13 protein-coding genes are annotated in these 16,124 nt (G+C 33.6%); 7 read left to right on the top strand and 6 right to left on the bottom strand.

What is annotated here, in order from left to right:
• The first annotated feature begins 375 nt into the window (after nucleotides 1-375).
• On the top strand, nucleotides 376-1,875 hold the full coding sequence (gene rmuC / locus HOO91_00205; GenBank protein NOU15966.1) for a DNA recombination protein RmuC: 1,500 nt from the start codon (nucleotides 376-378) through the stop codon (nucleotides 1,873-1,875).
• Nucleotides 1,868-2,815 (top strand): glycosyltransferase, encoded by a 948-nt coding sequence (locus HOO91_00200; protein NOU15965.1) that lies wholly within the window; start codon nucleotides 1,868-1,870, stop codon nucleotides 2,813-2,815. Before rmuC ends, HOO91_00200 begins: the two co-directional genes overlap by 8 nt.
• 66 nt (nucleotides 2,816-2,881) lie before the next feature.
• On the opposite strand, the gene der is transcribed toward HOO91_00200, so the two are convergent.
• The 6 genes from der to HOO91_00170 all read right to left on the bottom strand — a co-directional run bounded on the left by der (nucleotide 2,882) and on the right by HOO91_00170 (nucleotide 11,102).
• Nucleotides 2,882-4,186, bottom strand: coding sequence for a ribosome biogenesis GTPase Der (gene der / locus HOO91_00195; protein NOU15964.1), 1,305 nt, complete (start codon nucleotides 4,184-4,186; stop codon nucleotides 2,882-2,884).
• A 156-nt stretch (nucleotides 4,187-4,342) separates the two neighbouring features.
• Nucleotides 4,343-5,224 carry a GTPase Era gene (gene era / locus HOO91_00190; protein ID NOU15963.1) on the bottom strand — a complete coding sequence of 294 codons (882 nt, stop codon included), beginning with the start codon at nucleotides 5,222-5,224 and terminating at the stop codon, nucleotides 4,343-4,345.
• 69 nt (nucleotides 5,225-5,293) lie between these two features.
• Complete coding sequence (locus HOO91_00185) at nucleotides 5,294-6,835, bottom strand: rRNA pseudouridine synthase (GenBank protein NOU15962.1); 1,542 nt, start codon at nucleotides 6,833-6,835, stop codon at nucleotides 5,294-5,296.
• A gap of 235 nt (nucleotides 6,836-7,070) precedes the next feature.
• The gene (locus HOO91_00180; protein ID NOU15961.1) at nucleotides 7,071-7,361 is read right to left on the bottom strand and encodes a twin-arginine translocase TatA/TatE family subunit; all 291 of its coding nucleotides are present in this window, start codon (nucleotides 7,359-7,361) and stop codon (nucleotides 7,071-7,073) included.
• Nucleotides 7,362-7,464: 103 nt separating this feature from the next.
• On the bottom strand, nucleotides 7,465-10,491 hold the full coding sequence (gene secDF, locus HOO91_00175) for a protein translocase subunit SecDF (protein ID NOU15960.1): 3,027 nt from the start codon (nucleotides 10,489-10,491) through the stop codon (nucleotides 7,465-7,467).
• 182 nt (nucleotides 10,492-10,673) lie between these two features.
• Nucleotides 10,674-11,102: a hypothetical protein gene (locus HOO91_00170; protein NOU15959.1), complete on the bottom strand. Its 429-nt coding sequence runs from the start codon at nucleotides 11,100-11,102 to the stop codon at nucleotides 10,674-10,676.
• Between the two features lie 511 nt (nucleotides 11,103-11,613).
• On the opposite strand from HOO91_00170, the gene HOO91_00165 reads away from it, so the two are divergent.
• From HOO91_00165 to HOO91_00145, 5 genes are all read left to right on the top strand, one after another.
• The gene (locus HOO91_00165; GenBank protein NOU15958.1) at nucleotides 11,614-13,785 is read left to right on the top strand and encodes a HAMP domain-containing protein; all 2,172 of its coding nucleotides are present in this window, start codon (nucleotides 11,614-11,616) and stop codon (nucleotides 13,783-13,785) included.
• A gap of 1 nt (nucleotide 13,786) precedes the next feature.
• Nucleotides 13,787-14,446 (top strand): response regulator transcription factor, encoded by a 660-nt coding sequence (locus tag HOO91_00160; protein ID NOU15957.1) that lies wholly within the window; start codon nucleotides 13,787-13,789, stop codon nucleotides 14,444-14,446.
• A gap of 752 nt (nucleotides 14,447-15,198) precedes the next feature.
• Nucleotides 15,199-15,384, top strand: coding sequence for an rSAM-modified peptide (locus HOO91_00155; protein ID NOU15956.1), 186 nt, complete (start codon nucleotides 15,199-15,201; stop codon nucleotides 15,382-15,384).
• A gap of 266 nt (nucleotides 15,385-15,650) precedes the next feature.
• Entirely contained in the window at nucleotides 15,651-15,827 is a 177-nt protein-coding gene (locus HOO91_00150; protein NOU15955.1) for an rSAM-modified peptide, read from the top strand.
• 101 nt (nucleotides 15,828-15,928) lie between these two features.
• Nucleotides 15,929-16,114: an rSAM-modified peptide gene (locus tag HOO91_00145; protein NOU15954.1), complete on the top strand. Its 186-nt coding sequence runs from the start codon at nucleotides 15,929-15,931 to the stop codon at nucleotides 16,112-16,114.
• The last annotated feature ends 10 nt before the right edge of the window (nucleotides 16,115-16,124 follow it).

Below are 16,124 nucleotides of genomic sequence, written 5' to 3'. Positions count from 1 at the left end.
TAATCTATTATCAAAACATTGATTATTAATATAATGAGTCCGGGAAACATCAAAGAACAATTGAGTATATCATTTATTAGCAAAACATACCCTTCTATTTATATATTCCAAAAAGTGCCAAAAAGTGACATGGTTTTTTAATCTTTTTTTTATATACTGATAATCTGAATGTTATAGGTGTAATTTTAAATTATAAAAAGCAATTTTTGATTTATTTGAATCTTTTCGATTACTTCTAAAGCGGAAAAATCTGATTTATTAATCCTTAATAATTTGATTTTTCGCATTCGTTATTTTATTTTCAAAAAATAAGATAAATACTAATGTAACGACCTCTTTTTACTATATTTATAGTTCTGATATATTTATAACTGTATGTTCGAAAATATTGTATTTCTGTGCATTGGCTTATTGGTTGGTGCAATAACACTTTGGCTAATCAATAGAATTAAAATGCATTCGTATTACTTGGATGCTGAAAAAAATATAAGCAGTCACCTTGAGGAAAAGAATAATCAACTGCTGATTACCCGTGATAGACTATTAAGGGGAGAGGAACTTATTCAAACTCTTCAGTTGGAGTTGGATAGCGAAAGAACAAAAAAATTGGACATAATAACAAAATTTTCTGCGTTTGAAGCAACATATAATGAGGTGTTAAAACAGCATGCTTCACTTATAGAAGAAGTTAAAAAATCAGAGGCTGAAATAAAGCGTTTATCAGATTTACAAGGTAAGTCAAATAATAGAGGCGTTGAACTTGAAATGGAAAATAAGTATCTCAAAGAATCCTTAGAAAAGCAAAAGTTGGAGTTAGAGGATATTGGGAAAAAGTTCTCGAATGAATTCAAACTATTAGCAGATCAGATTCTTGAGGATAAGACCCAGCGTTTCACCAAGATGAATCAAGAAAACCTTGATCGATTACTTAAACCGCTTGGAGAAAATATTCTACTATTTCAAAAACAGGTTCAAGATGTATATGAAAAGGAGAGTAAGGAGAGATTTTCATTAGGAAATGAGGTTAAGCAACTTAGAGAACTTAACCAAACAATTAGCCAAGAAGCAAAAAATCTTACAGAGGCTTTAAAGGGGCAAGCAAAAACTCAGGGTAACTGGGGAGAGATGATACTTGAAAGCATCTTAGAAAAATCAGGTTTAGTAAAAGGTCGAGAGTATTCAGTGCAGGAATCTGTTAAGGATGTTGAAGGTAAAAGGTTTCAGCCTGATGTAATAATTTCGTACCCCGATAATCGAAAGGTTGTAATTGACTCAAAAGTATCGTTAGTTGCCTATGAACGTTATAGTTCAAGTACAAACAAGGAAGATCAGGATAAGGCGATAATTGAGCATCTTCGTTCAATACGAAATCATATTGATTCGTTAAGTTCAAAGAATTATCAGGATATGGTAGGATCTCTTGATTTTGTGATGATGTTCATCCCAATTGAACCTGCCTATATGGTAGTGATGGAGGCTGATTCAGAGCTATGGAACTATGCTTATAGCAAAAGGGTATTGCTTATTAGCCCTACCAATCTTATTGTAGCCCTTAAGATGATTCATAATCTTTGGCAGCATGAATACCAGAATAGGAATGCCTTAGATATAGCTAATAGAGGTGGACTACTTTATGATAAGTTTGTGGGGTTTGTCGAAAATCTTCAAGCAATCGGAGAAAATATACATAAAGCCCATGCCAGCTATGAATCAGCATTTAGCCAACTTAAGGATGGAAAAGGAAACCTAATTACACAAGCTAAACAGCTCAAAGAGTTAGGGGTAAAGGCAAAAAAAACAATACCAAATGAACTAATTGAGGGTACTGATGTTGATGATTTAAATTTCAAAGATCAACTACCATCAAATGAGTAACATATCAACTATGATTTCAATTTGTATTCCTGTATATAATTTTGATGTTACTGAGTTAACCAATTCTTTACTTGAGCAGGCGGATAGAATTGGTTATCCGATAGAGATTCTTTTATTCGACGATCATTCCCTTTCATATTTTAAAAAGGTAAACGCCCAATTGAATAGCAGGAAAGATGTTAATTATCTTGAATTTGATTTTAACATTGGCCGATCAAAAATTCGCAATCGCTTAGCTGATTTTGCTTCTGGTCATTGGCTTCTTTTTCTTGATTGCGATATGATGATTGACGACCCCGATTTTCTAAAAGGGTATGTTGATTCGTTGAATAAAGCACAAGTTATTTGTGGTGGTTTCAAATATTCAAAAAAACCTTTCAGAGAAGAACTTATTCTTCGTTGGAAATATGGAGTTTTTCGTGAGTGCAAAAAAGCTATTCTTCGACAATTATCACCCTATAACTCATTTATGAGTGGTAATTTTTTAATTACCAGTGAGGCATTCCATTCTATTCGTTTTAACGAAGAAATCTCAGGATATGGGCATGAGGATACTGTTTTTGGGATTAATCTAAAGCGTCGAAAAGTACCAATACTACATATTGATAATCCGAGTTTTCACCTTGGCTTAGAACCTTGTTTCGACTTTCTTCAGAAATCTGAACAAAGCGTTATCAACCTTTCAAAACTAATGCGTAATGCGCCCGATTTACGGAAAGATCTTGAACGGTCGGTTAGGGTGTTAAAAGTTTTTAAAATACTGAGAATTTTAGGCTTAACAATGCCTCTTCGATGGGTATTTCGTGCTATAAATCCAATTATAAGACGAAGTTTATGCAGTAAACATCCATCTTTGTTGATGTTTGATGTATATAAACTAGCTTTACTTGCAAAACTTTATTCAAAAGGGTGGATGTCATCGATATCAAAGTATTTTTAACCAAAAAATGGCCAAAAAGGTTTTCCAACTTCTTTAACTTCTGTTAACTCCGCCAAATTCTTATTTCTATTTCTGCCTAAAGAATATCTGAATAGGTACACCCGTGAAATTGAAATTTTCACGAAGTCTATTCTCAATGTATCTTTTATAAGGATCTCTTATATATTGAGGTAGATTACAGAAAAAAGCGAATGATGGGGTATGAGTTGGTAACTGAGTGGCAAATTTAATTTTAATATGTTTCCCTTTATAGGCAGGTGGTGCATAAGATTCAATTGTTTCTTGAAGAAAATCGTTTAGTTTAGATGTTTGAATCTTACGATTACGATTCTCATATACCTCCATAGCCGTTTCAAAAACCTTTAGCAATCTTTGCTTTGTAATAGTAGAGGTAAAGATAATTGGAACATCATGAAAAGGTGCCATAATCTCTTTGATTGCCTTTGTATATTGATCCGTAGTTTTATTATCCTTTTCAACTAAATCCCACTTATTTACAACAACTACAACACCTTTCCTATTCTTAATAATGAGATTATAAATATTTTGATCTTGGCCTTCAAAGCCTAGCGTAGCATCAATTAGTAGAATGCAAATATCAGCATTTTCGATAGCTCTAATTGAACGCATAACGGAGTAGAACTCTAGATCTTCAGTCACTTTGGTTTTCTTTCGTAAACCAGCCGTATCAATTAGGAAAAAATCATGCCCAAATTTATTATACCGAGAATAAATTGAATCACGGGTTGTACCTGCTATAGGTGTTACAATATTTCTTTCCTCTCCAACTAAAGCATTAATCAATGATGATTTACCAACATTAGGTCTTCCAACAATTGCTATTTTTGGGATGTTAATCTCTTCTTGGGGCTCCTGATTTATAAACTCCTTTACAATATCGTCAAGTAAATCCCCAGTCCCCATACCGCTTATGGATGAAACGCAATAAGGATCACCTAATCCAAAATTGTAAAATTCAGTTGCATTCAAGCGGAAATTATTATTATCAACTTTGTTGGCTACAACAAAAACTTTCTTGTGACTTTTTCTGAGAATTTCGGCCACAGCCATATCCATAACAGTAATACCCGTTTGAGCATCAACCAAAAAAAGAATAACATCTGACTCTTCGATAGCAATAGCAACCTGTTTGCGGATCTCCCCTTCAAAAATATCATCGGAATTAATTACGTAACCTCCTGTATCGATTATTGAAAACTCAATGCCATTCCAGTCGGATTTTCCATAGATTCTATCGCGTGTAACTCCCGCTGTTTCATCAACAATCGCATGTCTTCCTCCAACCATACGGTTGAAAAATGTCGATTTTCCTACATTTGGACGTCCTACTACTGCAACTATATTTCCCATGGATTGAATTTGTTTGAGGGATGAAAACGTATACTTTTATTATTAGATTGTGTTGCCATAATGCTGTTTTGCAGTACTCCGCCACTCCACATCTCCATTATTTTAACTCTTAAGTGCTAACTCTAAGTACTCCAAACTCTAGGCACTCTGCACTTTTTACTGAATGTACCCAAATCGCTTTAGCTTATTATCGTTATCGCGCCACTCGGGGTCAACCTTAACAAATAGTTCAAGAAAAACCTTTTTCTCCAAAAACTTCTCAAGGTCTAAACGAGCTTCGATTCCAACTCGTTTTAACATTTTCCCCTGATGTCCAATAACAATGGCCTTTTGCGATTCGCGGCTAACATAAATGATCGCTCTTATGCTATCAAGTTTTGTTCCCTCCTTATACTCTTCAATTTCAACCTCAACGGAATAGGGAATCTCTTTTTGGTAATGGAGTAAAATCTTTTCCCTTATAATCTCTGAGGCAAAAAACCTCATGGTTCTATCGGTTAGGGTTTCCTTGGAAAAGTATTCAGGTCCTTCTGGGAGAATCTCTTTTATAATAGTGATTAACCCTTCAGTGTTAAATCCATGCAATGCTGAAACTGGCAAAATCCTTGCGCTTGGCAGCATCTTACCCCATATATCAACAAGTTCGGTAACTTTTTCTTGGGTGGTTAAATCAACTTTATTGATTACGAGTATAATAGGAGTTCCTAATTTTTGAATTTTATCGAGGAATTCCTGATTTTTATTGGGAGTCTCAAAGGTATCGGTGATGTATAAAATAACATCCGCATCCTCAAGTGCTGATTCAACAAATCGCATCATTGACTCCTGCAGTTTATATGCAGGTTTAAGAACACCTGGAGTATCTGAGTACACAATCTGAAAATCTTCCCCATTAACAATTCCCATTATCCGATGACGGGTTGTTTGTGCTTTTTTAGTGATAATAGATATTTTTTCACCAACCAAAGCATTCATAAGGGTTGATTTACCAACATTTGGATTTCCGATAATATTTACAAAACCCGATTTATGTGACATCTTGCAAAGTATCAAATGTGATCTATAAAAATAATAAGAGTAGTTATCAGCATGTTATAATAGATAATACTAATCAAATCTATTCATTTTAAGCATGTTGATCTCTTTCTGAGTAAGAAATCTCCAGCTACCACGAGGGAGATTTTTCTTTGTTAGCCCAGCAAAGTAAACCCTGTCTAACCTTGATACTTTGTATCCTAGAACATCGAACATATTTCTTACTACCCGATTTTGCCCGGTATGTATCTCTATTCCAACTTCAGAGCCATCAGATTCTTCAGTATATTCAACTGCATCAGCCTTAATAAGTTCACCTTCAATTTCGACTCCTGATAATATTTTTTCCATATCCTCACGAACCAAAACACGATCGAGTCCTACATGGTAGATTTTTTTCTTTTGAAAACTAGGATGAGTTAACCTTTTGGTCATTTCACCATCGTTGGTGAGTAAAAGTAGCCCTGTACTATTCCTATCGAGGCGACCAACTGGGTAAACCCTTTCGGTACATGCACCTTCAATAAGCTCCATTACGGTTCTTTTTGCATTTGGATCTTCAACGGTTGTAATATAATCCTTTGGCTTATTCAGTAGGATATATACTTTATGCTCTGTTTCAAGTTTTTTCCCTTTAAAGCAAATCTCTGAATTTGGATCTACTTTAGTGCCGAGTTGAGTAATTACCTCACCATTGATGGTAATCATCCCATTTTCTATAAAGTCATCAGCCTCACGTCTACTGCAAAGGCCAGTGTTAGCTATGAATTTGTTTAAGCGAATTAGACCATCGCTATCAACCTCAAGGAATGGCTTATCATCGTACTCCCTTTTTGGTTTTGGAATAGGTTTATCAATGAATATTTTCTCCCTCTTTTCAGGAATATATAAACGAAGTTGTTGCTTTTTAGGTGTTTCGGATCTTGAACCGTAAGGTTTTTTGGAATCCCCTGTCCTATCGTTAAATCTGGGTTTAATATCGCCTTCTGTACGTTGTCTTCTAAATCTCTCTTCTCGCTCCTCTTTTGACTCTCTAGGTCTATCATTTGATTTATCTATTCGGCTAGAACGATATCCGGTTGATTTTCCTTCGGTATTTCTTGATGTACTTCGAGTATCTCTTTTATCAGAATCGAATCTATCATCTTTTTTTCGAAAAGATCTCTCTTCTGGTTTCTGGATACGAAGAACTTTTTTGGGGGTTATTTCGCTTTCTTTAGCTATTGAAGTTGTTTCGTTACTAAATTCTATATCATTTGAAAATTCCTCATCGCTCTTTTTAAAACCACCTGTTCGTGGTTTGTAAGTAGATTTTCTTTCGGAGGAAGAATCTTCGGGTTTCTTATAAACTTTCTTTTTTTCACGAGAATCTACTGGGATAAACTCATCCCTTTTTGATGGTCGTTCTTCTGAAAATCCTTCCTTAGATTGTTCTGGTTTGCGAGTGATTGACTCTTGCTCATCTGTTTGCCTGCTGTTTTCAGAGTTGTCATCTGAATCTGATACAGGGCGAGCCTTTAAGGTTCGTGGTCGGTAAACCCTGCTGGGTTCATTCTCGGAGTTGGTGCGCATCTCGCGTTTAACTACGATTTTTTTGTTCTTTTCTTTGTCCATATTACAATTTTGCCTGCTATTTATGTGAATTTTAGCAGCTTATTCAAAAAACGAAATTAAAAATAGTTGGCAAAGGTACACTTTATTTCATTAATTCAGCAATTATCTAATAATATTATAATCAAAAGTTTATCCTTAAAGAAATGAAAATAGAAAAGGTTTTTGATTTTTAAATGAACAGGTCGAACAATGAGAATAAGAGACAACACATGAATCATGACAGATATTCAGCTAACTATCCCACTCTAGTCGATGAGTTTTTTGAATCATCGTTAATATCACTTTTGATATCATCTGATACCTTATTTACCTCATCTTTTACCTTATTTGTCTCTTCTTTAATATCATTAGTGACTTTGTTAATCTCTTCCTTAATTTGATCGGCAGCTTTCTGGAATTCCTGATAACCTTTGCCTAAACCTCTGGCAACCTCTGGTATTTTCTTTGTGCCAAAGAGTAAAAATGCCACGAATGCTATAAATAGTATTTCGGACATGCTTATAAATAGAAGGTTATGGTAAATCATTCTCGATTTTATTTATCTACAAATCTAAAAACTATTTCAAAGCAAAAACAAAAAAACCTGTCTTTACTTATAAGACAGGTTTTTTCAAAATTATTAGTGCTTTCTATTTTTTTAGAGCATTCTTTTCTTTTTTTCTTTCTTGCCACTGAATAATATCATAAGCAACAGGAGTAGCGACAAATACTGATGAGAAGGTACCAATTGATACTCCAATTAATAGTGCAAAAATAAAACCTCTTAATACTTCACCACCAAAAATGAATATTATTAATAGTACTACAAAGGTAATACCTGAAGTATTAATTGTTCGTCCAAGTGTACTATTAATAGCCGCATTAATATTATCACCTAGCGACCATTTTGGGTGTAGTGTTCTGTACTCTCTAATTCTGTCGAAGATAATAACTGTATCCATAATTGAGTAACCAATAATAGTTAGAATTGCAGCGATAAAAGATTGGTCAACCTCAAGACTAAAAGGCAAAATTCCATGAAACAAAGTAAATGCTGTAATAATAATCATTGTATCATGGAAAAGAGAAACAACACCCCCTAAACCAAACTGCCAATTCTTAAATCGTATGGTTATATAAATGAATATGATAATTAGTCCAAAGAAAACAGCCATAAATGCTTTATAAATCATCTCCTTAGCAACAGTTGGTCCTACTTTCTGAGAACTCATTTTTCCAATCTGATTGCTGTTCTCATGAGCTGAAAATTCATTGTAGGAAATAGGTGTTTTGAAAAAAGACTTAACCCCAGCAAAGAGTTTTTGCTCAACAAGAGAATCTGTTTTGGTTGAATTATCCTTGATAAGATACTTAGTGGTTATCTTAACTTGTGTTTCGGGTCCAAATGTTTTAACTTCAGGTGCATCCCCATCCATCACATTCTCAAGAGAAATTCTTATATCCTGAGTATTTACCGGCTGATCGAATCGAACTACGTATGTTCTTCCACCTGTGAAGTCGATACCTTTACTCATTCCTCTTACGAAAAGCGAAATAACACCAACCGTAACAACAGCAATAGATATTACATATGCAATTTTCCTAAGTTTAATAAAGTTGATATTAACCTTAGTGAAAGCGTTAATGGTGTATTTATTACCTGTACTAATATGCCAGTTATGCTTTTGAATCCATTCAAATACCAATCGAGATATTAGGATTGAAGTGAATAGGGATAGAAGAAGTCCAATGATAAGAGTAGTTGCAAAACCTTGAACTGGACCAGAACCAAAAATGTAAAGTACAACCGCTGTTAGAATAGTAGTTACGTGACCATCGATAATGGCAGAGAGGGCATGCTGAAAACCATCCTTAATAACCAATTGGTCGCCTTTAGCTGCACGAGTCTCCTCCCGCATACGTTCATAGATAATGATGTTACCATCAACCGCCATGGCAAAGGTTAGAACCATACCTGCAATACCAGGTAGTGTAAGAACTGCTCCTAATGATGCCATAACCCCAAATGTGAAAAATACGTTGGTAATTAGAGCAACGTTTGCAACGTTTCCTGCTCTACCATAGTAAAGCGACATGTACAATAGTACTCCGATAAATGCGAATAGGAACGATAGTAAACCAGCATTAATAGCTTCTTTACCTAAAGATGGACCAACAACCTCTTCTTGAATAATTTTGGCAGGTGCAGGTAGTTTACCAGATTTTAAAACATTTGCTAAGTCTTTTGCTTCATTAATGGTAAAACTTCCAGAAATTGAAGAACGACCTCCTTTAATTTCACCATTAACCGTAGGGCTCGAATAAACATAATTGTCAAGAACAATTGCAATACATCTACCAACGTTGTCGCCAGTTAAACGTGCCCAAATTCTTGATCCTTCAGCATTCATTGACATACTAACTTCTGAGGCACCTTTTTTATCGGCAATCTCATCACGAGCATCAGTAATAACACCACCATCAAGAGGTGCTTTGCCATTTCTATTTGTTACCTTAATTGCCCATAATGCAAAAATGGTCTCTTTTTTATCAATTGCTTTAACTCCCCATAATAACTTCAAATCACGAGGCATTAAACTCTTAACCTGAGCTAATTTTAAGTATTCGTTTACTTTTGCAGTATCCTTGGAATGAGAATGCCCAATTAGATTACTTACATGAGGTTGACCTGTTCTTTCATCAACATTTGGACGTAAAATAGAGAACAATGGAAAATTCTTTGCTATATCATTTTGTGCAAGTGAAGTTGTATCTTTTGCCTCTTTTTCCTTGAGCATTTTAACAAGATCTTCACCTTTTTCGGTTGATTCTTTCTTACTATTTGACTCCTGAGTCGTGGTTTTTAAGGTGCTTTTTTCTGCCTCTTTCAAGCTGTTTTCTGCATCCTGTAATTCTTTAATTTTAGCATTTGCAGCATTCAAGAATGGGTATATTTCAGAGTTTTCATATGTTTCCCAAAACTCTAAGTTGGCTGTTCCCTGTAAGAGTTTTCTTACACGTTCGGGTTCTTTTACACCTGGTAACTGAACAAGAATTCTTCCAGATGTTTGAAGTTGTTGGATATTAGCTTGAGCAACACCAAATTTATCAATACGTGTACTAATAATGTTAAATGAGTTTTTAATAGCACCGTCAGCTTCTTTACGAATAATAGTTAAAACATCTTTATTCGTTGAGTTGAACGAAATTCTATCGCGGAGTTCAACAGTATTGAATATAGCTGCCAGACGGGCATTGGGAGCAATCTTTTCGAATGCATCACCAAAACGGGTAATGAAATCGATGCTTGCATCCATTGTTTGAGCCATTTCAATAGCCTTTAAAAAAGAGGGGTCCGTACTATTATTTGCTAATGATTTGATTAGGTCAACAACAGATACCTCAAGAGTTACCTCCATACCTCCTTTAAGATCCAAACCAAGATTAATCTCTCGCTCTTTACATTCTTTGTAGGTATATTTACGCACCCAAAGGAAATTGTAAACAGTTTCGGTTGATATAGAATCTAAGAAGTGAAATTCTTTTTTTGAATCACCTTTAGCGTACGCTTTAGCTTTCTTTTCTACCTGTTTAGTTACATAAGTAAATGATAACTGGTACACGCATACCAGCGCTAATGCAATAGCAATAAATTTTATCGCACCTTTATTCCGCATTTGTTCTCAGTATTAATGAATTGAATATTTTCTTATTTCCAAAAATTATCGGGCAAATATATTACTTTTTTTGAGATATGATACAATAGGTTATACATGGATAAATACTCATTTACTATAAATATTAATTTTTCAGAGCGAATGGTATTAAGTAATTGATTGAATCATAATTGTATACTGGATTACTTTTCTTTCGATACTTTTAAGCATTTCCCTTTAAAATCAATGGTTTTAATATTTTTCATTAAAAAATCACAGCCTATCAACCCTCCTATTTTCTTTCCTGTAATTTTTGAATAAACTTCGTTAATTGGGTTAAGGTCAGCAGTTAACACTTGTACGTCTTTAAACGGAACATCCTTAAGTTTTAATAAAGAAATATTGTATAATTCAACAGGGATTTGCTCTGCAGATAATCCTGTTGCCATCGGGGTTTCTGTTCCAAAGGGTAATTTTTCTAACTTTTCAGCATAGCATTTATCTATAATTGTTCTCGATGCTCCCGTATCGATTATAAATGCTAGTTTAATACCATCAACCTTACCATCAACTACAATATGATAGCTTTGGCTTTCGAGCTCAATTATTTGAAAGGGAATTTTGACAATCATTACATTTAAATTATGTGGCTCAAAAGTAGAACAATAATAAGGACTATAGGCTAATATTCTTTAATTTGTTTGGATTTATTAAAAAACAAAACCTACAATCAAAGTTCAAACTATCAGATAAATTAGTCAGTTTTAGGTAAATTAACGTGAGTTCGATATAAGAAGTTATTTAATTACATATTAATCAATATTATACACATAAAGTTTAATTGGAATGATGGAAAAATGGAACTGGAGCAAAGCGGAACTCGGCGAAGCCAATTTTGGAAGAAAAAAGTTACAAGAAATTTCACTATTCCATTATTCCAACCTTCCATCACCAAACTAAATATTTATATATCAATGTAAATAAACATATTATCATGTTTCTTAAATCAAACTCATGTTAAATTATATTACCAATCAGGTAATGTAGATATTCTTGAAATTAGTAAATTCAGCGTTTTAAAATCACTAGGCTTTGAAGAAATTGCAACTATATTTGGGAGTAATTTTAATTAGATAGAATAAAATGAGGTATTATTCACTTCGAACCAAACTTTTTCTTTACTCTATGATTTTCTGTTTTACAGGAGTGGTACTGGTTGGAGCATATTCATATTTTACAGCCCGAGAGGCGCTTATACAACGTACATATCAACAACTTATATCATTAAAAGAGGAGAAGAAAATTCGAATTGAGGAATTCTATAGGGAACGAGCAAGAAATTTGAAGTTCTTATCAACCCAAAATAGTGTATTAAGAATTATTGCATCCTTAAGTTCACAATTATATGAAACGAATGATATTAATAACATTCAGAAAAATGACAATTCAATAATAGATCCACGCCTAATTGGGTATCTTGCTGATGCAAAAGTATATGTAAGTCTTTCATTTGGTTTACCAAATAATAGAATTCATTCATTTGAAGTTGGCTCAGACAGTAAAATATCGGGCTACTACACATCATCTCTATTAAGTACCTCACTTGAAGATCTTTACAAAAAAGCGGTTGAACGTAAAGGTATTATTTTTCAAGATTTAACCAAAGGTTCACTACTAACTGAATATTCGTCGTTTATAGCAAGTCCTATATATAATGCTGATAATATTTTACTTGGAGTAATCTTCCTAGAGATTTCCGATAAAGCCATAAATGGTATTATGGCAGAGCAACTCAACGAGAAGGGCTTAGGTAATACAGGCGAAGTTTATCTGGTAGGTCATGATAACCTTCTTCGAAGTTCATCACGTTTTATCGAAAAATCGATACTATTAGCCAGCTGTAACTCAGAAGTTGTTAAAAGGGCTCACGAAGGTAAGGTTGGTGTAAAGAAAACTATTGATTATAGAAATCAAAAGGTACTAAGTGCCTATGGTCCTGTAAATATCAATGATTTAAAGTGGGTTATTATTGCTGAAATGGATTACGTGGAGGCAATGAAAGAGATCATGATTTTAGGCAAGCGAATTCTACTTATAAGTTTTCTTGTTTTTATTGCGCTTACAATTGGCGTTTTTATACTAAGTAAAAAGATTACAGCTCCTCTAATTAGGCTAAAGGAGGCAGCCATTAGTGTTGGTGATGGAAGGTATGAGCAAACTTTACCAATTAAATACCAGGATGAGATAGGCCTTTTAACGGAGGTTTTTAATAAAATGGTGCTTCAGATTAAGCATATCACCAGTAGTTTAAAGGAGAGAGAACAAAGGCTAACCCATTTTTATAAGGCTACAATTGACGGTATAGTTTTACACAAAACAGGAACTCCAGTACTTGTAAACCATGCGTTAAGTTACCTTACAGGATTCTCTGAGGATGAATTGGTTAAAAGAGCACCACAGGATTACCTACTTATCGATGAGGAAACATATATTTCTGCTCAGCAAAATGAAGTTTTCTCATTTGAGGCGATTCTTAAAACAAGATCGGATCGTAAAATTCCAGTTGAGGTACAGAAAAATAGAGTGCTTTTCCATGGTCAGGAAGTTGAATCGCTTGTTATTAGGGATATTTCTCGTCGTAAAGCTATTGAGGAGGAGCTGCATACTGAACGTTTAAGGCAGATGCGTTCGGTAATTGATGGGCAGGAACAGGAACGTCAAAGGTTATCGAGGGAGTTACACGATGGGCTTGGTCAAACCCTTGTAGCTATTAAACTAAAGTTAGAAAGTATACCCCTAGATGAGCTGGGAAATCAACGTAAAACAATTGAATCGGTTAAGCAGATGTTTAATCACACTATTGAAGAGACTAGGAGGATGTCGAATAATCTTATGCCCGCTGCGTTAACTGAGTTTAGTTTAGCTGTTGTTCTTCGAAATCTTTGTATTGAAATAGAATCAAATTCGGGGATAAATGTTTCATTGGTTATAGGAGTGCTCCCCGAGTCGTTCAACCAACTTCTTAAAACCTATATATATCGAATTGCACAGGAAGCATTGAATAATATTGTAAAGCATTCTGGTGCCTCTAGAGCAGTAATCTCAATATTTTCTGATATCTCAAGATTATACCTTCATATTGAAGATAATGGTGTTGGATATAATCCGTCAAAGGGCTATGAATCAGGGAATGGGCTTTATAATATGAAGGAGAGGGCTATTTTACTAAACGGGAAATTTGAGATTATTACTTCTGTTGGTAATGGCGTAAAAATTCAAGCTGAATTTCCAATTTTCCCAAAACAAAAAATGTAACATGAATAAGATAAAAGTTACTTTGGTTGATGATCATCAGTTAGTAAGAGATGGAATCCGGGCATTGCTTTCGGGATTAGATGATATTGAGGTAATTACTGAGGCCAGTGATGCTAAGAGTATTCTGGAAAAGCTTAAGTTAATTAAACCAGATGTGATGATTGTTGATATCTCCCTTCCAGAAATGTCGGGGATTGAGCTTACAAAAATAATTACTACCGAATATCCTACTATAAAAGTTATAGTCCTTTCAATGTACACTAATCAAGAATTTATCTTTAATGCTATTAAGGCTGGTGCAAAGGGCTATCTTCCTAAAAATATCACTCGTGAAGAGTTGTTAGATGCAATCCGTGAGGTTTATAAGGGCAATGAGTATTTTAGTAAGGATGTTTCAAATATTATTCTAAAGAGTTACCTTAAACAGGTTAAAGACCCTGAACGATTTGACTCTCTTCAGGATGAGAAACTTACAAATAGAGAATTAGAGATTTTAAGATTTGTTGCCGAAGGTTACTCAAATCAACTAGTTGCTGATAAACTATTCATTAGTGTACGTACTGTTGAGTCTCATAAAAACCATATCATGCAGAAACTGGAACTTACAACTACTGTAGATTTGGTTAAATATGCGCTGAAGAATAAGATTATTGATTTGTAAGAAAGTGATTCAAACAAAGAAATAAAGGAGAAATATAGAGCTAAATTGAATCTAGATTTTTTCCTAAACTAACGCGAGTTCGATGTAAGTATAATATATTGATTCTCAGTTCACCATTAGATTGTTGCTTTGTCATGCTGAACGGAATGAAGTATCTGAATTTTAGACAATAAAATCTTTCGCTTCGCTCAAGATGACATCTTACATCGAACTGACGTTAAACTATATAGTTTAAGCCCATAAAAACATACCCGCTCATACACAACTTATCCCATAGAGCATTACTTCTTATTGACATCATCGAAGCAAATTGAGAATCTAAAACTGCATATTTACTAGATATTCGCTACATATTAAGTCTGTATAAATATATTTATGTTTATTTACATAAATATTCTTGTTATTGTCAAATTACCACCGTATATTTAACCTTGCATTTAAATTATGTTGATATTATCTTTTTCATAGCGTTTATCGTATCATAAACTCACATTTATATTGTTTATAGTTATATTATTTTGTTGAGATAAGACCTTAAATTAGAATTATTGAGTTGTCATAAAATAGTTTTTTCTAAATTTTATATTTCATTGCATTGTATAAAATTGTTATTCAATTGCTTAAATTTATAATATTGGGGGTTTGACTTATTTGGATTATTTTAAAATGCTCACTGGCATTACAAAAAGATCTTTTATTAGAATGGAAAGATAAATAGCCTTTACATTTATTAACTTAAACCAATTAATATTATGAAAACAAAGAAAAAATTAAAACTTGATGCATTAAGTTCAAATGAACTTGAAAACAAAGAAACCAACCAAATTAGAGGTGGTGGAATTTGTGGTTGCTACTGTACTTGTTATACAATTGACGAAAGGATTTATACACGAATTGAAGAGCGCAGTTACTACATGATGATGCCACCAACACCCTAATAAATATGCTAATGAATTAGTTATTTACAAGTATTTTGAATGAAATATCTATTATATAATGTCTATTACAAAACTCTGTCAGGGTTCAAAACCCTGACAGAGTTAAATCTTAAAATATGTATTACTTAATTTTAGATTTTATATAAGTAGGCAATCGGTTTAATATAATCCTCATGAAAGAACATGATTTCTAATATACAATAAAAAATATTCTTTTTTGCCTTAAATGCCTTTAAAACAATTACTAATTTAAACTAATTAGTGTTATGAAAACAAGAAAAAAATTAAAACTTGACTCACTGAACTTAAATGAACTTGAAAACAAGGAAGCCAACAAAATTGTGGGTGGAATAGTTTGCACTTGCCGTTGCTATTGCACTGCTTATTATGAGAGGAGTTATTCATCTTGGGATGAAGTTCATGTTGTAGTAAAGGAAGTTTAAATCAAGATTATAGCAATTTAATCGATTAATAGTCATCGATATTTCTAAAAGATTGTAAACATGACCTTTAATGCTATTATTAACTTTAACAAATTAGTGTTATGAAAAAAGAGAAAAAATTAAAACTTGACACGCTGAACTTAAAAGAACTTGCAAATAAAGATGTGGCCCAAATAAGTGGTGGAGCAATACAAATTTGCAATTGCTCCTGTTATTGTATCATATCTATGGATAGTTTTTTTACACGTAAAGATAATCTAATACATGTAGACAGAACTCTTCCATAATATTAAATCA

The sequence above is a fragment of the Bacteroidales bacterium genome (genome assembly GCA_013141385.1).
Taxonomy (GTDB): domain Bacteria; phylum Bacteroidota; class Bacteroidia; order Bacteroidales; family Tenuifilaceae; genus UBA8529.
Note: the sequence above shows the minus strand (reverse complement) of the source record. Positions and strands in the feature narration are given on the sequence as shown.